A 20,350-nucleotide genomic window follows, 5' to 3' on the forward strand; every position below is an offset into this window, starting at 1 on the left:
ACTATATTTTATTATGAAACCTATTATTTTAATACTCATGCTATGTGCTTCAGTATATGCAAAAGCACAGCAAATAACACCAGAAAGATCAATTACAGTTCATGGTACAGTAGAAAAACCATTAGATGATGTAATGTACAAAACAGAAGTCACCTTGTCATTAGAAAAAGGCTATTATGGCGATGGTCCATATAAAACTTTAGACGAGTTGTTGGCTAAGTATTACGAAGAGGTTAAAAGTCTAAACATTGATACTTCAAAGTTTATAAGGGATGATTTGGCTTTTGCGGCAATGGGTTATAGAACTGAGGGAACTGTTCTTAGATATGAAACCAAGAGCAAAAAAGATATTTTAAAACTTACTAATATAAAAATGTCTCAGGTCATGCCTTCTTATGTTCAGGTTAAATCTAAAATATTTGATGCAGAGATTAAGTTATTAACTCAAAAAGCTCTGGAAAATGCACGCAAAAATGCAGAATTACTTGCGGAAGTTTCAGGAGAGGAAATAGATAAATTATTTTCTATAAGTAGTTACGATTTAGGAGAGGAGTCGTATTGGAGAGCTGCAAATTCTGGCACGGAATATCTTAGATTAACCGTTGTGTATACATTAAAAGACTAATATTTAGTTTTTATTTAGGGGTAAAGTCTGCGTTACATTATTTTAAAAGATGTGCGCAGGCTTTATATATTTTAAAATTTTTACCGTTTGAGTTTTATTCTATACGTTTATAATTTTCAGAATAAATACGATTACCATCTTCATCTAACTCAATTTGTTGAAAACGATTGTTCTGTAATTGTAATTCAAATTTAAACGCTTTTTTTTCAGCAATCACCTCATTCATTACCGCAGATCCAAAATCTAAAACCTCAGTAAGAGTATCATCTTTATACTTATAAGTACCATACCCAAACCATTCAGAAGAATCTGCAGGTTTATGTTTACACCACATGACTTTTGTGTCTGTATACATTTTTAATTGTCTAGAGCTTGAAGATGTATTAAAAGAATCTACAACCACATTATCTTTATAATTATAAAATCCAACTAATTCCCATGTGCCTTTGAGATTTTTGCTGTTTTTATCAATAATTTCCTCAACTTCAACAGCTGTTGTAGTCTTTTCGGGTTGGTCATTACAAGAAGATATAAACACCAATGCAAGGCTTAAAACTAAAATTTTACGCGACATAATTTCTTGGATTTTACTATTAAACACCTTTAAATTACGAAATTATGAGTAAAAGAAGCCATGATTTAAAATATTTATGATACTATAATTACTGTTAATAACTTCTATGTAAGGATTTATACAAAAAACCTACTTTTGTTTTACGTAATAAAATACATAATATGTCTGATACAATTGAAAAAGTAAAGTGTTTAATTATAGGTTCTGGCCCAGCAGGTTACACAGCTGCAATTTATGCGTCAAGAGCTAATATGTTTCCTGTTTTATACCAAGGAGAGCAGCCTGGTGGTCAATTAACAACTACCAATGAAGTTGAGAATTTTCCTGGATACCCAGAAGGAATTACGGGACCAGAAATGATGATTGAGCTACAAAAGCAAGCAGAACGCTTTGGTACTGATGTGCGCCATGGTTGGATAACTAAAGTAGATTTTTCAGGAGATGTTCATAAAGTTTGGGTAAATGAAGAGAAAGAAATTCATGCAGATACTATTATTATTTCTACTGGAGCATCTGCAAAATATTTAGGTTTACCTTCTGAACAAAAATATTTAAAATTAGGAGGCGGTGTTTCTGCTTGTGCTGTTTGTGATGGTTTCTTTTATAGAAATCAAGAGGTAGTAATTGTAGGAGCTGGAGATTCTGCTTGTGAAGAAGCTCACTACTTATCTAAACTTTGTAAAAAAGTAACCATGTTGGTAAGACGTGATGAATTTAGAGCCTCTAAAATCATGGCACAACGTGTAAAGAATACTGAAAATATTGAAATACTTTTCAACACTGAAACGGATGAGGTTTTAGGTGACGGACAAGTGGTTACAGGAGTTAGAGTCTATAACAACAAAACCAATGAAAAACACGATATTGAAGCTACAGGATTCTTTGTAGCAATTGGTCATAAACCCAATACAGATATTTTTAAAGACTTTTTAGATTTAGACGAAACAGGTTATATTATCAACGCAAAACCAGGGACAAGTAAAACCAATGTAGAGGGGGTTTTTGTAAGTGGAGATGCTGCAGACCATGTGTACAGACAGGCTATTACTGCTGCTGGAACAGGCTGTATGGCTGCTTTAGATGCTGAACGTTATTTGGCAGCTAAAGATTCTGATTTTGAGGTGGCTACTTCTAGTTACAATTAAATAAAAGTAAGCTTAATGAAGAAATACTTATTAGGTGCGTTTGTATTTTTAATTTTGGTATCGTGCTCAAGTGATGACAGTACTGATAATGCAAATAATTCATTACTAATAGGAACATGGACAGGTGTCTCTAGTGTTTTTAATGGGAGTAATATAGGTGTTCCTGATAGTAATACAGTGAAATTTACATCTAACAATCGCGTTGAATTTATATATGGAGGTTTCGGAATTAATGGAGAAAATATATCTGAATTTGGAAGCTGGACTAAAAATGAAACCATACTTACAATAACTTGGGATGACTCAGAAGCTGGTTTAGAAGCTTATGTTTTAGAAGTTAATGAGCTAACTGAATCTACTTTAAAGTGGACAACTAATATAAGTGGAGAAGGAACGCTAGTTGAAACATACCAACGTTAGAATAAGTTATTATTACAATCTTAATAACTAAAAGCCGAAGCAAATAAACTTCGGCTTTTTTTTATGCAAAATTTTAAAATACCTTAAGCGTTTATTTTTTGTAAGAAATAATTGATGTATGACTTTTGTCATAAATTAAAATGCTTTTTATGTAAATCTTTGCACAAACATAAAAACGCAACTATGAAACATTCAATTAAATTTCCGGTATTTTTTCTAACAGTATTTTTAAGCAGTCTTTTTTCTTTTCAGGTTGCTTTATCTCAAAATTATATCTTAAATAATAATGCTTCAGTTCTAGAAGTTCATGGTACATCTTCTTTACACGATTGGACCTTAGAAACAGAAAAGCAATCAGGTAAAATTGTTATTGCGCAATCAGGAGATTTAGAAATTAAAACTTTAAGTTTTTCTGTAGAAGCAGAGAGTCTTAAAAGTGGAAAATCTTCAATGGACAAAAACACTTATAAAGCTTTAAAAACAGAAGATTATAAGACTATGACTTTTGACCTTGTTTCGGTTAAAAAAGCAGAAAAGTTATCCGATAAATCGTTTAAAGTTTCTACAACAGGTAAAATGACTATTGCTGGTGTTACAAAAAATATGTCTATAGATATGATTCTAAAGCTAGAGGGAAATAAGGTTTTACTCAATGGCGAAAAATCATTTAAAATGACAGATTTTGGAATTGATCCACCTAAAGCATTATTAGGAACTATTAAAACAGGAGATGCAATTAAAATCGAATTCAAATCTGTATTCGAAACCAAATAATATAATTCAAAATCAATTAAAAATTAAACCAATAAATTATGAAATTAGCACTAAAACTTGTAAGCTTTATCATTGTATTGACAATGGGGTATTCTTTATCTGCACAGACAAAAAATAAAAGAGACTTCGATAATTACAGGCAACCAGATCAACGAGGTATCAATGTTTTTGAGGCAAAAAAAGATACAATCACTTCTTTTGAAGACTTGTATGTTAGAATTGGAGGTTCATTTGCTCTTCAATACCAAGCGTTAAATAACGAAAATTCAGGTACATTACCTTTAGCAGAAGTAGGTAGCAACTTTAACTTAGCAACAGCTAATTTAGATTTAGATGTAGCGCTGTATGATGGTGTAAGTATGCATTTAAGAACGTATTTGTCTTCTAGACATCACCATGAGCCTTATGTAAAAGGGGGTTATTTTAAAATAGACAAATTAGATTTTATTAGAGAAGGTTTTATGGAAGACCTAATGAAGCATACAACGATTAAAATTGGACATATGGAAAACAACTATGGTGATGCGCATTTTAGAAGAAGTGATAATGCACAAGCACTATACAACCCATTTGTTGGAAACTTAATAATGGATTCTTTTACAACAGAAGTTGGAGCAGAAGTGTATTACACAACAGATATGGGACTTTTTGGTATGATAGGATTTACTAATGGTAAATTAAACCAAAGTACAACTGTATCTGATGGAACAACAGGTGGTGCTGCTTTTTTAGCAAAGTTAGGTTACGATAAACAAATCAATGATGATTTTAGATTCAGATTAACAGGATCTTTATATAATACAGGATATGCACCAAATGTATATTTATATTCTGCAGATAGAGCAGGTTCTAGATATTATAATATTATGCAAGATGCTACTGCAACTAATGATAATTTTAGATCTGGACGTTTTGATCCTGGATTCAAAAATCAAATTACTGCAATTATGATTAATCCATTTGTGAAATATGGTGGATTAGAAGTATTTGGTACGATTGAAGTAACATCAGGTAAAGCATTAGCAGAAACAGACAGAAGAGATGCTAACCAATATGCAGGTGAAGTTATTTACAGATTTGGAGAAACTGAAAATGTGTTTTTAGGGGCACGTTACAATACTGTAAGTGCTGAATTAGCTGGTGGTAAAGACGTAAGTGTTGATAGATTTCAATTAGGAGCAGGTTGGTTTTTAACTAAGAATGTTCTGATGAAAGCAGAGTACGTAAGCCAAAGTTATAACGATTACCCAGCAGGAGACCTTCTTGAAGATGGTAAATTTGATGGAGTTATACTTGAAGCTGTAATTAGTTTCTAAGTACTAATAAATAAAAAGGCCTTTGTCATTACGATAGAGGCCTTGTTTTTTTACCTTTAGTTATGCTTAAGACATTATCATATATAATTTTATTTTTTTTTGGATCTGCGAGCTTTATTCCTAAAATGGACGTGTCTAAATTTAAGGAGTCTACTATAAACCTTTCTTCAGAAAGTTATCTGAAAATTAAAGGAAAAACGAATGTCAGTACTTTTGAATGTCAGTTTGATATGACTGCCATTTCAGAAGCTATTAATATTACATACAAAGATGAAGATAGTATCGTTAAGTTTAACGATACCAAACTAATACTTCCTAATTTAGAGTTTAACTGTGGAGGTAAGGCTATTAATAAAGATTTTAATAAATTACTTAATACCGAAGAATTTCCGGAAATAACACTCAAGTTAAAAAAGCTTTCTAAATCTAAAACAAAAGCAAACTCTATTACAGCAACTATAGAAATTAACATTAGCAATATCGTAAACACTTATACGATTCCTATTTCTGTAATTAATAATAACGATTTACATGTAAGTGGAGTAATGCCTTTAGATATCAATGATTTTAGTTTAACTGCACCAACAAAAATGTTAGGTATGGTAAAAGTTTCACCTAAAATAGAGATTCAGTTTTCTCTTAAAATACTAGAGTAGAGCCTTAGTAGTCTTATTTAGCGTTTTTTCTTCTGCAATTTAGCTGTGTCTTCAAACTTCGTAATTGTTATTGCAGGACTTCCAAATAAATAAATTTCACTATTACCAGAAGCCGCAATAGAAATCTGATCAATTGCAGCAATCGTTAAATCACTACTACCTTCAATACTTGTATCTGCAGTTTTAACGTCGAATTTTGGACCGTTAAAGTTTGTGGAATTATCTAATCTAATAACAGAACTATTTGCGGTACCTTCAATAACAGCATCAGAGCGTTGGTATAAATCAAAGTCTGCTACTTTACTGTTAATTAAGGCGTCTAGCTTACTGTTGTCGCTTAATTCAATTTTGGTTGTATCTGCAGTGAGGTTTAATCGTGTTTTCGATTTTCCTGAACTTTTATAAATGATAGTTTTAGCATTAATATTTAAATATGCTCTAGAGTTATCTGCAGTCGTTAAAGTAACATCTCCAAGTTCCATAGATGTTAATGATCTAATTTCGCCGTCACCTCTAGTTTCAATAGTATGAAGTCCATCGCTATAGTTTACAGTAATATTTAGTTTCTTTTTTGATGAAATGCGAATGGTTTCAACAAAAGTAAGAACGCCATCTACAACGTTAAATTGAATAACTTCATGTAAGTTATCATCTGCTTCTATATTTACAGAGGGTTTACTATTATAGACAATCTCTATTGAAAAATCACCATCAACTACAATCGAATGGAAATCATCAATGTATGTTTGTTTAATAGTAACATTTCTGTTTCCTTTAATTTTTTCTGCCGATTGAGCTGTTGCAATAGGTGTCGCAACAATCATTAAAAGCAGAATAAGTAATATTTTTTTCATATTCTAAAGTTTACTGTCTTTTAAGAGACACAAAACGTATCAAATTGGTCACTTTTTAAGGTTTTCTACCGCTTAGATCTATTTTAATTGTCAATATTAATGATTTCTATTTAATATAGGTCAAATAAAAGTTATTAAACTAAGATATACAAAAATCATCCCAAACTCTAATTAGAATTTAGGATGATTTATAATTGATTGGTCTTTAGTATTTTGTGTGTTAAATAAATATCTAAACTTAAATGATTATTGTTGTTTTACACTACCAGCAGAAGTGTCAGTTTTTTCTACTTTTTCAGGATTTCCATAATATTTAATATCTCCACCACTTGTAGCCTTAGCGGTTAACGCTTTTGTGGTGTTTACAGAAATATCAGCACCACTTGTGGCTTTTACATCAGATGTTTCGGCTAAAAGGTTAGAGGCGTCAATATCGCTTCCACTTTTTGCAGATGCAGTGAGTGCTTTTGTGGTACCGCTAATTTTTATATCGCTTCCGCTTGTAGAGTTACAATATAATGTTAGCGTTTTTACGTCTAATGTAATATCGGACCCGCTTGTTGTGTTTAATTCTAGTTTGTCAACTTCAATAGTGTTTGTAGAATAAACATCGCTACCACTTGTGGCTTTTATTACAGAAATGTCTTTAAGGTTAAGTTTAATTTTTTTTGAAGATGCACTTCTTATATTTTGAGTAGAATATATTCGTAATATATTATTTTCTACATCTGTCATAATTAGATCGTGAAGATTTGCATCTGCCTCAACGCTTAAATTAACATTATTAGATTGAGTAATGTAGAGGTCTAAACCTTGGCTAATTTTAATTTCGTTAAAGTCATTAGAAATAGTCCTCTCTTCTGTGATAACTTCTCTATTACCATCTATTCCTTGTCCAAAATTCATGGAAAAGTTACAGGATAGCATTAATAAACTAATAATACTGGTTACGATAATTCTTGTTAATGTAGTCATGATTTCTGTTGGTTTTTTGATTGATGAAATTTTTATAAATTTAAGTTGATTAGGCTTAATGGTATATTAAAATGTGATGACTTGTAGAATTTTTGGTTTCAATTGTCATTAATTTCAATATTAACACCATTCTCTTCGTTAATTGAAATGGTAACTTCTGATTTTTCTTTATTAGTAATGGTTTCAATAATTTCGCTTGTTTCTTCAATGAATTCTTCATTTTCAATGTCATCATCGCAATCTAAACACTCAACATCATCTTCTTTTACTTTTAGGAAATGGTTTTCCATTCCTCGCTTAAGAATTTCGTTTGAAGATTTATAATAGCGACGAAAATTTTGTGTATTGCTGTTGGCAATAAAGATGCTACCTTCAGGTAGGTACAATACCACTTCAATATGTTGATCGCTAAATTTATTTGAAGCATGCGTAATTAAATATGAATCTAATTTTAGTTCGTTATTTACTATAGAATAATTGTATTTAATTTCATTAGCTCGTTTTCTTGCTAATTCATAACTACTACCTCTTGCCAAAGCAATAATTTTTATGCTAGCTAAAGAGTCTGTGGTAGATTTTACAGTAAGCCTTATATCTGTTGTTGATATAATATTGTTACCATCATCTGTACTACTAATTCTATAGCCATTATTGTCGCTATATAAATGTTTGTTATATTCATCGTGACCAACCATTTTAATTTTCAGTGTATCGCCTGAAGCAATATTTAATGTATCGTCAACTTTAGTGAAATTCGCATCATATGCTTGTTCTGTGGCTTGTTTAATTCCTGTAATAATGAGTCCAATAATTGAGACAATCCAAAGACCTAATAATGCAAATTTTGCAATATTCCCTATAGACTTTAGGTTGTTTACCAAAATCTTTAAACCTAAATAGAATATAAAGAAAAATGGAATTCCTATAGCAAAAAATAGTAGTAACGACATTAGCCAGATAGGAATATTAGCCGCATTAGAGGCATTAATAAAATCCATACCAGGGAAATGAATAACATCAGTGATTCCTACAGTAAATAAAGCGATTATCATGGCTATTAAAGCACTAATACCTACAATAATTAAGATAATACCAATGAATTTAGCAATCACTTTTAAGAAGAACATGATAATTGAACCAATGCCATCAAAAAAGTTTTGAGAACTCGATTTTAGTTTACTGCCTTGCTTTTGAAAATTAACACCTTTTACGGTTTCCGATATATTATCAGATACATGATCAAAGCCTTCTTTTAGTTTGTCTCCATGTTTTTTTAAATCTACATTTTTTACCGTTTCAGAAACGGTATCAATACCATCTTTAATTTTTTTTTCGATATTACTGATATTTACCGGATCACCAGTCATGGTTAGTTTTTCGGCTGTAGTTTTTGCTTCAGGTATTAATGCCCAAAGTAAAATATAAAGCAGAAAACCTGTACCTGCACCAAATATTAAAAGAAACCAAACAATTCTAATCCATAAGGCATCAATACCAAAATAATGACCTAAACCAGCCGAAACACCACCAACATAAGAGTTGTCTGTGTCTCTAAACAATCGTCTCGATGTTGTTGATTTTTGTTTGTAGTGTTGTTTAGGTTCATCTTCAAAGATTTCGTCATCTACGAGGTAATCTTCTGGTTGCCCCATAATGGCAATAACCTCGTCAACGAGTTTAACACCAACCACTTGTTTTTCGTTTTGTATACGTTCAGAGAATAATTCTGCAATACGAGCTTCTATATCTGCTATAATTTCTGAACGACCTTGAGAGTCTGTAAATGAACGTTTTATAGCCTCAAGATAGCGTTGCAATTTAAGGTATGCATCCTCGTCTATATGGAAGAATATACCTGCTAAATTTATATTGACTGTTTTATTCATTTCTTTGTTGTTTTTGTATTGGTTACTAGGTTAACGGCATTTTGTAAGTCGCTCCAGGTTGAGTTTAATTCATTAAGAAACAGCTTTCCTGTTTCGGTAAGTCCATAATATTTTCTTGGTGGTCCAGATGTCGATTCTTCCCAACGGTAATTGAGTAATCCAGCGTTTTTTAATCTTGTTAATAGTGGATATATGGTTCCTTCTACAACAAGCATTTTTGCGTCTTTTAGTGTGCCCAGAATTTCTGCAACATAAGCATCTTCATCTTTTAAAATGGATAATATGCAATATTCTAAAACACCTTTACGCATTTGTGCTTTTGTGTTTTCTATCTTCATATGATATAATTCTTAAATTCTATTAAACTGTTCATTTTTTGATTGATTTGTGATACTGAAGTACGTTCAGTACCGATTGATGAATATTTTGGTTGCTGAAATTAATTCAACATTAATTATTTTAAAAAATTGATGGTAAAAGGATATTTAAACGTCTGTCCATCTCTAGCCGATAAGCTCGCTTTAACAATAAGAGCTAATTCTATTATAAAAGCGATTACTGCCAATGCACCTAATCCACCTCCTATATATAATAAAGGGGAAGGCTCGCCTACATTAATATGAAAATCATGAAAACCATGAAAATCTATAACATCTAAGCCTCTAAATAATTTAAAGATGAAAAAAGGAACACTTAAAGTGCCTATAATAATAGCATAGAGTAAAACACTAATCTGAAAATTAATGGCTTGCTTACCATGCGTATCTATAAATTCTGATTTATCCTTGTTAGCTGCCCATAATACTATTGGACCAATAAAATTCCCAAACGGAATTACAAACCTAGAAAAGGTAGACAAGTGTATAAATGTCGCTAAATTTTTATGATGATTGTTTAACATGTTTAAAAGTATATAATAGTTGCTTATACAAATATATGTCTTTAAAAAGGTATTATGTTACGCATGGTACTAAAAATTAACATTTTATTAACATTAGTTATGTTGAGTTTTTTCGATTATTTTAGTGAAAAATATTATCAATCTATATGAAAATCACTCCTTCTAAACTCAATAAATATCTAATGTTTAAGCTGCCTGCAGCATATTTTACAGGTGTGAGAACTCAAGAATTAAATAATAACTCTTGTGTTGTTACGGTAAAACATCGTTGGGTAAATCAAAATCCATTTAAATCTATGTTTTGGGCTGTGCAAGGTATGGCGGCAGAGTTAACTACGGGTGCTTTAGTTATGCAAAAGATAAGAGAAAGCGGAAAAAAAATATCCATGTTGGTTGCAAGTAATAACGCATCATTTACTAAAAAAGCTACAGGAAGAATTACATTTAAGTGTGTTGAAGGTGAAAAGATTAATGACGCAATATCAAAAGCAATAGAAACAGGCGAAGGGCAAACAGTTTGGTTAAATGCCAATGGAGTAAATGCAGATGGAGTAGAAGTCTCTTCTTTTAATTTTGAATGGACACTAAAAGTAAAGTCATAGGTTTTACTTTTAAAGTTTACCGTAAATAGGCATAATAAATTTAGTAATTGAAATTTTTATAAACTGTAACAATTTACATATTCTATCAACATATAAGTGAATCAATCTTAAAACAATACATTAATTATGGAAAAATTACCAGATTTTAGCGATAGAAACGCACACGAAATAGATTACCGAATTTATGGTGAAGAAATGCAATATGTAGAAATAGAGTTAGACCCGCAAGAAGCCGTAATTGCAGAATCAGGAAGCTTTATGATGATGGACGATGGCATAAAAATGGATACCATTTTTGGAGATGGTTCAGAAAAAGATACAGGCCTTTTAGGTAAAATACTTGGAGCTGGAAAACGTATTCTTACAGGCGAAAGCTTATTTATGACAGCTTTTTATAACGATCTTGTAGGTAAACGAAACGTGTCTTTTGCTTCTCCTTATCCTGGAAAAATAATTCCGATTGACTTAATGGAATATGGCGGAAAATTTATTTGCCAAAAAGATGCTTTTTTATGCGCGGCAAAAGGGGTTAGTGTAGGTATTGAGTTTTCTAAAAAATTAGGACGTGGACTTTTTGGAGGTGAAGGTTTTATTATGCAAAAGTTAGAAGGAGATGGTATGGCATTTGTTCATGCAGGGGGCACCACAGCCGTAAAAACTTTGGCAGCAGGCGAAACGTTACGTGTAGATACAGGGTGTATTATTGGTTTTACACAAGGTGTAGATTACGATATTGAGTTTGTTGGAGGTATAAAAAATTCCATTTTTGGTGGGGAAGGCTTATTTTTTGCAAGGCTTCAAGGACCAGGAAAAGTATATATTCAATCTTTACCATTTAGTAGATTGGCAGGACGTGTTTTAGCTTCTGTACCAAGAGGTGGAAAGTCTAAAGGTGAAGGTAGTATTTTGGGAGGCTTAGGCGATTTGTTGGATGGTGATAATAGATTTTAAAAACAAATAACTGGCTGTTTTGTAGTTTGTTACGGGTTTGGTGGTTTGTTTTTGCCTTCACAAATATTTTAAAGGAGTTATTTCCAAACTTTTAACATAAGAAGCTGTTAAACTTTCTGTGAAAATGAGTTTCATTGTTAATTTTTATTATCTTTAAGACATAATTGAAACAATAGCCTATAGAGAATATCTACTTTTGTTAAACCTAAAACTAAAAATAAACTATGGCGAGAGCGATGTACGAGTACACTAAAACTGTACTTAGCAAAGTGAGTTTTGATGCGACATTATTCTGCAAGGAAGTACAAAAAGCAGTTAGGCGATTACTGCCTCACGAACTTGAAGAACTTAGAATATATATTCAGTCCCTAATCAATCAAAACCCGGAATTAAATCAATGTTTAATTTATTTAAAAGCATAAAAAAAGCGTCCCAATAACCTTGGGACGCTTTTTTTTACTTCACTTTTGGGCTAATAATTTCTATGTTTCTTAAAATCAAAGGCATCACGAATAGTATTAGAAATTATGTTCCGATTATCATTAAAGATTTTATTTTCGGAACATTTGGTTTATGAATAAAAATAAAATTATGTTTTTTATCAAGTTAATTAATAGAACATTCAAATGCACCTTTTTATTCGATAATTGTATTAGTGTAGAATAATTAATAATTTTTTTTCTCACATTTCTTAGCCATTAGAAAGTCTTTTTTAGATTTGTACCTCTCAATAAAATAGAAAAGTTTGTTAGTAAATAGATGCCGTGATATATTTAAAAGTGTTGTTTTTATTCTGTTTTTTCTTTGCACTTCATTTTCATTTGGACAACACAAGAAATCAAATGGCTTTTATAGACTTATAGATTCAGCAGATATTTATGTTTCTGAAAATCCCGAAATAGCGCAACATTTTTTAGATTCTATTCCTGAGCCTGTTATATCCAATATAGAAGGTCAATTAGCAGAATATTACCAATTAAAGGCTCTTGTTAGTGATGGGCTTAATGAAGAGGCAAAGAAGTTTCATTATTTTATGTTAACCTTAAAGTATGCTAAACTTGAAGAAAACCATGCTATTGCTGGTATGGCTAGTTTAGAATTGTTTTATAATACTTATATAAATAAAAATGATACGACAGCATTTAAGTATCTAAAGGATGCTAAAATCTATTACACATTGGATAATAATACAAATGGCTTAGCAGAAGTTATGCAAATGCCAGCTTATGTGGAATTTTATAAAACTAATTATAAGAAAAGCAATCAGTTGATTCTTGAACATCTTGAGGATTATAAAAACATCAAAGATGATGGCTATTATTATATGTATGCATTGTTTATGTTGTCTAACAATTACACGCATTTACACGATTTTAAAAATGCCCATAAATATCTTAATCTTTTAAAAGACTTAAAAAACGATAATACGATTTCACTATCATTGCACACTTCTCATCTTATTACTGCGTATAATTGCTTGGCTGAGGTACATTTAGAAAGAAAAGCTATAGATTCTGCGTTTTATTATCTTTTAAAGGTTCGCAAAACTGGCAAATTGATGAATAATGCTGATAGAGAAAACCATTATACTTTTTTTATAAATTATTACGAAAGTATTGCAGATATAGATAATAAAAACGTTTATGTTGATTCTTTAAAATATTTGTACGAACAGAACCTAAAAGAAACAATTAATGCCAGTGTGCAAATAAATGATGAGCTTTTGAATTCTGAACATCAATTAGCTGTAGAAACTGAGAAAAAGAACATCAATAGAAATTTCATACTTGGTCTGTTAGGTGTCTTATTGGTTATATTTGTAATTATAATACTGCGTTATAAAACTATTAAAAAGAGATTACAGTCATTTTCTAAACAAAATAAAGAGTTTTCATATTTACAAACCAATCACGAAAAATTAAAAGTCAAGGTTCATGGTTTAGAAGATTATTTAACTAATGTAAAAAAAGATATAAAACAGATTTCTACCATTAGCGATATGGCTGAGCAACGAACTGAAATAAAAAAACTTTATAAAAACATTCAGAATAACTCTACAACATTATTAAATAAAGGAGAAAGCCATATAGAACTTATAAATGAACTTAATGTTGAATTTTTTAATAAGATAAATTCAATTCATCCAGAATTAAATCATTCTGAAGTCATTATATGCTATTACATTTTTACAGGTTTTAAGAATAAAGAAATAGCGGCTTTTTTAAATTCTTCAGAAAGAGCAGTAGAGAGTAAACGTTACAGAATAAGTAAAAAAATGAGCCTTCAAGAAAAAGGAATTTCCCTTGTTGATTATTTGCGAAATATTTAAAAGTAAACACAGTATTTTGCTGAAACAGAAGACCTCTCAGTTTATAAAATTATACAAGTAAAGCGATTAAAGTTTATGAATAACTTTACGTTTTATGATAAATATCGTCAAAAAAAAGCTGCCATAACTAACGGTTAAGGCAGCTTTTAGTATCTCATAAAGATTGGCTATTTAATAATCACCTTTTGGGTTTTAACTAAATTATCGCTCCATATTTTTACAATATAAATTCCTGTAGAAAGTGTAGATACATCGATATGATTTGTTGTACTTAAAGGGTCTAAATTGCTATTTAGCATTAATCGTCCTTGAATATCATAAATATTTGCCTTAGTTTTTTCGTTTAACTGGCCAAATACTACCAATTCTTTTGGATGTATTGAAGCGTAAATCTGCAAACTATCTAATTCATTTTTTGTAGTAGATAAAACAGAAGAAGAATAACGAAGATAAAAACGACCGGTTTCATTGATATCAGTTGACGACGTAAATGAATACCCATTATCGTTTAATAGTGTGAAAGTGTTTTCAGTAGAATCTTCTAAATAGACATTAATTCCTTCGGGCAATGTAGAAATATCATCAATAGAAATGGTTAATGTTTCATTAGCTTGTGCTTTAACTCCAAGTGGAACAATAACGTCATTAAAATCGTCATAAGGTAAAGTTTGTATTGCCAAACTTAAGCCGGTATTGTCTTCTACTAAATTTGAGAATATTGAGAATTCAGATGCACTTTCCATATAAGAACCTGCGTCATAGCCAACATCTAAACCTCGTGTTGTATTTTCAATAAAATAGATGCGTGTAGAGGTAAGATTAGCAGCGTTGTTTAAATTTAACTTACACAAAGCTACATTTGAATAGTTGCTTCTTCCTACAATAAAATCATCAGAATTACCTGTACGACGCATATCGGTATTAAAATCAACATAACCTCCTGTGGACTTAGATTTAACAAAGAACGCTTGGCCTGGTGCAATTAATTCAGTAATTGTTCCATCTGCTATAGTGGCTAAATTCCAAACGGTCCATCCATTAGATGCATTGCCGTCATAACCATAAATGGCTTGGTATGCACTACTAGAATCAAACTCCGTCTTATTGGTATTAAAAAACGTATCAAAATCTATATATGACGGGTAAGGGTTTCCTATGAGGTTCCATGCGGATCCAGCAACAGCATTGGATAATGGAATATCGAGAACATTAGTTGTTCTAACGTTTCCTGTAAAAGTTAGTGTACTTCCATCTGTTGTTCCAACTCGGTAACCTGTACCAGCATTTATTAAAGTTGAGGCATTTGTACTAGAATCATAATTTTGATAAACTCCAGCACTTGTATTATAAGGAGCAAATGCGCTTAGAGTACCAGAAGTGGCTAAATTAGAATTTGCTGTTGCAAAAGCTCCGAACATTTGTCCATCTACTGGTGAAGAAACTAAGTCGTTTGTGCCAGTTGGCGCAACTTGAGAAACATATCTATTATAATTTATGGTTCCTGTAATGGTGCCGTCAGATATTAAACTTGAAAAGCGTTGTGATGTGGAATTTAAATTTACAGTAGTTGTAGTAACAGTTACACCTGAATCAACCGTTAATGCGGCTCCTGGATTTACTATTAAATTGGCGCAACTTGTATTAGCAGAAATGTTTGCAGTTCCAGTATTAATAACAATATCGTCATTAACAGTGGCAACTCCAATAGGATTATCAGGTAGCCAAGTATTATTATCAAAAGTGTAGGTTAGTTTAGGGTTAAATATTACAGAATAATCTTCAATATTACCGTAATCTGAGATATATGCAGAACTTAAAGTATCATTGCTATTATCATAACCAGATATGACTCTCATTCTAAGCTTTTGGTTATCTACAAAATTACCAGTAGTTGGTGTTGTAAAACTAAAAGAGAAAACATCTCCATTCTTTTTTCCATCTCCACCAGCAGTTTGATACACACGCTCACTAGTGGTAAAAGTACCATCATTATTATAATCGATATAAACATCTACCAATTCATTATCATTAACATTACCAACACCTACTTTTATTGTCATAGTATAGGCTGTATTTGAAGCTAAAGTTGTTGCAGGTTGAGAAGCAACTCTATTGATGTAACGCCCATCATGATACCCAGAAACTGACGTGTATGTAGTACCGTTTAAAGTTATTTCGTAAACACCCATGCCATCATTATAATCATTTTGAACATGCGGTGTATTTGTTACTGTAGCAGGATATGTACCAGAAGGAGCTATATGACCTAAAGATGTTTTAAAAGCAGATCTCGGCCCATCTATGGTTGCATTCACTCTTGTTCTTTGGTCATTTGAAAAACCTGTGAAACAAGGGTCTGATGAATAATCCATAAAGTTATGAATGTACTCATTTGATCCTCCAGTACAACTATTTCCTGTGGGATTATCTGCAGGGCAAATAGAGTTTGTTCTTATATGTGGAGGGATGTCTGGGCAACCATCATCATCAATGCCGACTGTTCCACTGACTGGTGGACAAGTTGTTTCATCATTATCACCAGTAAAGGTATGTAGTAAGTTTAAATAATGTCCAACCTCATGATCTGCAGTACCATTTCCAGAAGCATTAGTCGATCCTGTACCAAAATCAAAACCGGGAGTAGCTGATGGGTTATTTGGGTCGTAAGTTGGCTCGTAACCAAATGCTCTTGCTTGGCATACTAGACCATCCGTAACACCAGGATTAGATCCAGGTAATGTTGCATAGCCTAAAGTACCAACACCGTCAGTACCTATATCTACACCATCTATTTTATTTACAATCCATATATTCATGTAATCTTGAGGGTTCCATATATAATCTTTAAATAATACTTCAGGTGCAACACCAGAGACACCACCACTTATACCATCACTACTGTAAAGAGAAGCATAAGATTTACCTGTAACGTCATGCCTTTCTATACCTGTGGTTGAGGTACCATCTTCTTTTACTTTAGCTAAAACAAATTCAATATCCATTGGGTTATTGTAAAATGCAGTACCATTATATATACCTTGATTCTTAAAGGCATCATTTAAATTAGAAATTGCACTTAATATTTGTACTTCACTTATATTGGGATACGTGCCAATTGCTTCTCCGTTATGCATTATATGTACAATAGTTGGTATGATTGTTACTGTGTTTTGTGTAGATCGTGCAGCTGCATTTTGTCTGTAATTGAGTGTGAACGCTTCAATTTGAGCTCTGTTTAGGTCATAGCGTATCGGGTTTTTTTGACGTTCTATTTCTAATATTTGGTCTGTACCACATTTTTCTGCTTGCTGGGCAAATGAGATATTTGTTGTTAAAAGAATCAAGAAAGAAAGGCAAAAGAACCTAAAAGTAGTTATTTTCATTATTTATATCTTTATTAAATTATTTACTGTTTTATTTTTCCAAGGCTTAAGTGCTTGTTTAAGTGTAATTGGATTGTTGAGGTGGTTTATTGCTGATTCATCATTTGTTTGTAGTGTTTTTAAACGATCATTTATAAATTTATTTTGAAGGTTTTGAGATAGGTTTTCGAGACTTAAAAAATAAGCTGCTTCCCCCTCTTTACCCAATGATAATTTATAGCTAGAATTTATACTGACATCATTTGTTTTTTCAAAGTCGTTTATATAACTCATTAAATGATGATCATATTTGTAATCTCTAGGGCAACAAATAGAGCCATAAACTTCTACATATTTCACTTTTTTATTACGATCAATATTAAGACCTAAAGGTGTCGTCTTACAGTTGTAATTAGATGAAAGTAGAATGATAATTATTAAAATGTTTCTGCTGAAAATCAAGAGTTATATATTTTTGTACAAAAATATATATAGATGCAGTTTCTCAATAAAATAGTACTACTCAAGGACTACGCAACACTTTAATTTTATGATTATATGGTGCGAAAAGGAATTTTTAAGAGTATAGATTATTTTTTATAATGAACAATATCAAACCTTAGAAAGCAATCATAATTTAATGAAACACTTTTGTTTTTTTTATGTTTGAATAGCTTTTAAAAAAGAAGAATTAAGAATGAATTTACGAGACCTAATATTAAGAAATAATAATGATGTATAATTTAATATCTATTGCAAACTAGGAACATTAGTTTGCAATAGATATTATTGGTTTAGAAGTTAAATGTGGCTATTGAAATTGAATTGGTAGAGTTATATTGTGAAGGCATTTTTACTTCGCTTTTGGACTAATAATTTCTACATTCTGAAAAGCGATTGCACCTCTGATAATGCCTGAAATAACATCGTGTAATGCGTTGATGATTTGCATTTTTAATTCACTTTTATGATAAATAATACTCACTTCTCTAGCAGGAGAGGGCTCTTTAAAGTGTCTTAAATTAGGGTTTAATTTTTCTCTCACATCTAAAGTGTGTAAATACGGCAATAATGTCATGCCCAAACCTTCATTAGATAATTTTATGAGCGTTTCTATACTGCCACTTTCCAATTGAAAATTTTCATCAATTTGATCTTTAAATGTTTTACAGAGATTAATAACACCATCTCTAAAGCAGTGACCGTCTTCTAAAAGCAGCATGTCATCAATACTTAGATCAGAAACTTCAATGGTTTTCTTGTCTTTTAATCGGTGGTTTTCTGGGATGTAAGCCACAAAAGGTTCATAATATAAAACACGCTCTTTTATATTGTCACTCTCTAAAGGAGTGGCAGCAATGGCTGCATCTAAGTGACCATCGCTAAGTCGTGTTAAAATTTCTTCAGTGGTTAATTCTTCAATTTTTAATTTAACTTTTGGGAATTTCTTTATAAAATTCTTTAAAAACATTGGTAACAGTGTTGGCATAACGGTAGGAATAATACCTAACCTAAACTCACCACCTATAAATCCTTTTTGTTGATCTACAATATCTTGAATTCTATCGGCTTCATTTACAATGTTTCTGGCTTGAAAAACAATTTTTCTTCCAACATCTGTTAATTCAATTGGTTTCTTACCTCTGTCAAAAATAGTAATATCTAATTCGTCTTCTAATTTCTGAATCTGAGTACTTAAGGTAGGTTGTGTTACAAAGCATTTTTCTGCTGCTTTGGTAAAATTCTTATGTTCTGCTATGGCTAAAGCATATTTTAGTTGTGTAATGGTCATAACTATTAATTTAGACTATAAAAGTATATAAAGTATTCATAAAAACTATACGAAATAAGCCTTATTTAAATCGTAACTTTGAATAAACAAAAAAACAACACATTATGACACTTAATAGCATCGGTTTAGATACCGAAAAAACAAAAGTATTAGCTGATGAATTAAACCAGTTATTAGCAAATTTTCAATTGTATTACCAAAATTTAAGAGGTATTCATTGGAACATAAAAGGACGCGGTTTTTTTAATCTTCATGTGAAATTTGAAGAATTATATACAGATGCGAATCTTAAAGTAGATGAAATAGCAGAGCGTATTTTAACACTAGGCGCTACGCCATTACATACCTTTGAAGACTACACTAAAGCGGCAAAAGTACCGGTTGGAAAAAATATTTCTAAAGATGAAAAAGCAGTTCAACTAATTGTAGATTCATTGTCAGAATTATTGAAAATAGAAAGAGGAATTTTAGAAACAGCTGGAGAAGCTAATGATGAAGGAACTAATTCAATGATGAGTGATTTCATTACTGAACAAGAAAAAACGGTTTGGATGATGAAAGCGTGGTTGGGTGAAACAGTTTAAAGGTCATACAAGCTTTTAGTTACAAAAAAAACTTCAGAGAAATCTGAAGTTTTTTTGTTTGAGTATATTGAGTGTTTTATTAGAAACGAATATTTAAATCTAAGTTTTTATCTGCAACTGTAAATTTTGCATCATTATAATTTGGTGGTCCAAAAGCCATAGAGTTATTAGACATACCATAAGATTCTAATGGCATTCCATTTTCTCTAAAGTCCATTTTACTATTCTCATTTTCATCATGAAAAGCAATAATAGCATAGTCGCCTGGATTAACATTTTCAAAAGTGACTGTAATTTTTCCATCTTTTATTTTAGATTGGGCACTCATGAGTCCTTTTCCTTTCATAAATGTGTCTGCTGTATGTAAAGATAATTTAACGGTGCCTTTATCACTTGTTACGTTATCTATAGTTACAGTGATGCTTGTTTTAGAGTCCTGAGAAAAGCTGAACAAGGTTGTTAATGCTAAAGCGAAAGTTAAAAGTAAATTTTTCATGGTTTTAAGTTTTTAATGGTTAGTGTAAGATACTGTTCTTTTTTGTTGATGCTTCAAATATCTAACAAAGACTTCAGTTTATATAATTGACTTTACTGAATTGTAATT

At 31.3% G+C, this 20,350-nt stretch carries 21 protein-coding genes; 11 read left to right on the forward strand and 10 right to left on the reverse strand.

The genetic code is table 11. The features are described 5' to 3' along the window. Nucleotides 1-13: 13 nt before the first annotated feature. On the forward strand, nt 14-625 hold the full coding sequence (locus KO504_RS00965; protein ID WP_215924446.1) for a hypothetical protein: 612 nt from the start codon (nt 14-16) through the stop codon (nt 623-625). 94 nt (nt 626-719) lie between these two features. On the opposite strand, the gene KO504_RS00970 is transcribed toward KO504_RS00965, so the two are convergent. Beyond that, nucleotides 720-1,199 carry a hypothetical protein gene (locus KO504_RS00970; RefSeq protein WP_215924448.1) on the reverse strand — a complete coding sequence of 160 codons (480 nt, stop codon included), beginning with the start codon at nt 1,197-1,199 and terminating at the stop codon, nt 720-722. Nucleotides 1,200-1,360: 161 nt separating this feature from the next. Between KO504_RS00970 and trxB the strand changes: the two genes are divergently transcribed. The 5 genes from trxB to KO504_RS00995 all read left to right on the forward strand — a co-directional run bounded on the left by trxB (nt 1,361) and on the right by KO504_RS00995 (nt 5,510). Beyond that, nucleotides 1,361-2,344 (forward strand): thioredoxin-disulfide reductase, encoded by a 984-nt coding sequence (gene trxB / locus KO504_RS00975; protein ID WP_215924450.1) that lies wholly within the window; start codon nt 1,361-1,363, stop codon nt 2,342-2,344. Nucleotides 2,345-2,359: 15 nt separating this feature from the next. After that, nucleotides 2,360-2,764: a lipocalin family protein gene (locus KO504_RS00980; RefSeq protein WP_215924452.1), complete on the forward strand. Its 405-nt coding sequence runs from the start codon at nt 2,360-2,362 to the stop codon at nt 2,762-2,764. A gap of 183 nt (nt 2,765-2,947) precedes the next feature. Further along, nucleotides 2,948-3,538, forward strand: coding sequence for a YceI family protein (locus KO504_RS00985; RefSeq protein ID WP_215924454.1), 591 nt, complete (start codon nt 2,948-2,950; stop codon nt 3,536-3,538). A 38-nt stretch (nt 3,539-3,576) separates the two neighbouring features. Further along, a complete protein-coding gene (locus KO504_RS00990; RefSeq protein WP_215924456.1) occupies nt 3,577-4,854 on the forward strand; it encodes a hypothetical protein in 1,278 nt (425 codons plus the stop codon). Between the two features lie 62 nt (nt 4,855-4,916). Continuing rightward, the gene (locus KO504_RS00995; RefSeq protein WP_215924458.1) at nt 4,917-5,510 is read left to right on the forward strand and encodes a YceI family protein; all 594 of its coding nucleotides are present in this window, start codon (nt 4,917-4,919) and stop codon (nt 5,508-5,510) included. Nucleotides 5,511-5,527: 17 nt separating this feature from the next. Here the strand turns inward: KO504_RS00995 and KO504_RS01000 are convergent, their stop codons facing one another. From KO504_RS01000 to KO504_RS01020, 5 genes are all read right to left on the reverse strand, one after another. Further along, nucleotides 5,528-6,364 carry a GIN domain-containing protein gene (locus tag KO504_RS01000; protein ID WP_252723587.1) on the reverse strand — a complete coding sequence of 279 codons (837 nt, stop codon included), beginning with the start codon at nt 6,362-6,364 and terminating at the stop codon, nt 5,528-5,530. Nucleotides 6,365-6,610: 246 nt separating this feature from the next. Then, the gene (locus KO504_RS01005) at nt 6,611-7,339 is read right to left on the reverse strand and encodes a head GIN domain-containing protein (protein WP_215924460.1); all 729 of its coding nucleotides are present in this window, start codon (nt 7,337-7,339) and stop codon (nt 6,611-6,613) included. 98 nt (nt 7,340-7,437) lie between these two features. Next, nucleotides 7,438-9,225 (reverse strand): PspC domain-containing protein, encoded by a 1,788-nt coding sequence (locus KO504_RS01010; protein WP_215924462.1) that lies wholly within the window; start codon nt 9,223-9,225, stop codon nt 7,438-7,440. Next, nucleotides 9,222-9,563, reverse strand: a complete 342-nt coding sequence (locus tag KO504_RS01015; RefSeq protein WP_215924464.1) for a PadR family transcriptional regulator — start codon at nt 9,561-9,563, stop codon at nt 9,222-9,224. Before KO504_RS01015 ends, KO504_RS01010 begins: the two co-directional genes overlap by 4 nt. A gap of 116 nt (nt 9,564-9,679) precedes the next feature. Then, nucleotides 9,680-10,126, reverse strand: coding sequence for a DUF4870 domain-containing protein (locus tag KO504_RS01020; RefSeq protein ID WP_215924466.1), 447 nt, complete (start codon nt 10,124-10,126; stop codon nt 9,680-9,682). A gap of 146 nt (nt 10,127-10,272) precedes the next feature. Between KO504_RS01020 and KO504_RS01025 the strand changes: the two genes are divergently transcribed. The 4 genes from KO504_RS01025 (at nt 10,273) to KO504_RS01035 (ending at nt 14,008) form a co-directional block, all read left to right on the forward strand. Then, nucleotides 10,273-10,728: a DUF4442 domain-containing protein gene (locus KO504_RS01025; RefSeq protein ID WP_215924468.1), complete on the forward strand. Its 456-nt coding sequence runs from the start codon at nt 10,273-10,275 to the stop codon at nt 10,726-10,728. Nucleotides 10,729-10,854: 126 nt separating this feature from the next. Beyond that, nucleotides 10,855-11,679 carry a TIGR00266 family protein gene (locus KO504_RS01030; protein ID WP_215924470.1) on the forward strand — a complete coding sequence of 275 codons (825 nt, stop codon included), beginning with the start codon at nt 10,855-10,857 and terminating at the stop codon, nt 11,677-11,679. 224 nt (nt 11,680-11,903) lie between these two features. Then, entirely contained in the window at nt 11,904-12,101 is a 198-nt protein-coding gene (locus KO504_RS17295) for a hypothetical protein (protein ID WP_252723588.1), read from the forward strand. Between the two features lie 323 nt (nt 12,102-12,424). Continuing rightward, nucleotides 12,425-14,008, forward strand: a complete 1,584-nt coding sequence (locus KO504_RS01035; RefSeq protein ID WP_215924472.1) for a helix-turn-helix transcriptional regulator — start codon at nt 12,425-12,427, stop codon at nt 14,006-14,008. 167 nt (nt 14,009-14,175) lie between these two features. On the opposite strand, the gene KO504_RS01040 is transcribed toward KO504_RS01035, so the two are convergent. From KO504_RS01040 to KO504_RS01050, 3 genes are all read right to left on the reverse strand, one after another. Continuing rightward, nucleotides 14,176-17,391, reverse strand: coding sequence for a zinc-dependent metalloprotease (locus KO504_RS01040; RefSeq protein WP_215924474.1), 3,216 nt, complete (start codon nt 17,389-17,391; stop codon nt 14,176-14,178). Between the two features lie 3 nt (nt 17,392-17,394). Further along, complete coding sequence (locus KO504_RS01045) at nt 17,395-17,730, reverse strand: hypothetical protein (protein ID WP_215924475.1); 336 nt, start codon at nt 17,728-17,730, stop codon at nt 17,395-17,397. 493 nt (nt 17,731-18,223) lie between these two features. Continuing rightward, nucleotides 18,224-19,162, reverse strand: a complete 939-nt coding sequence (locus tag KO504_RS01050) for a LysR substrate-binding domain-containing protein (protein WP_215924476.1) — start codon at nt 19,160-19,162, stop codon at nt 18,224-18,226. Between the two features lie 104 nt (nt 19,163-19,266). On the opposite strand from KO504_RS01050, the gene KO504_RS01055 reads away from it, so the two are divergent. Continuing rightward, nucleotides 19,267-19,746, forward strand: a complete 480-nt coding sequence (locus tag KO504_RS01055; RefSeq protein WP_215924477.1) for a Dps family protein — start codon at nt 19,267-19,269, stop codon at nt 19,744-19,746. A gap of 79 nt (nt 19,747-19,825) precedes the next feature. Here KO504_RS01055 and KO504_RS01060 read toward each other — a convergent pair whose 3' ends face one another. Then, the gene (locus KO504_RS01060; protein ID WP_215924478.1) at nt 19,826-20,242 is read right to left on the reverse strand and encodes a DUF2141 domain-containing protein; all 417 of its coding nucleotides are present in this window, start codon (nt 20,240-20,242) and stop codon (nt 19,826-19,828) included. Nucleotides 20,243-20,350 lie beyond the last annotated feature (108 nt).

Origin of the sequence: Winogradskyella psychrotolerans (genome assembly GCF_018860565.1) — a bacterium.
Taxonomy (GTDB): Bacteria; Bacteroidota; Bacteroidia; order Flavobacteriales; family Flavobacteriaceae; genus Winogradskyella; species Winogradskyella damuponensis.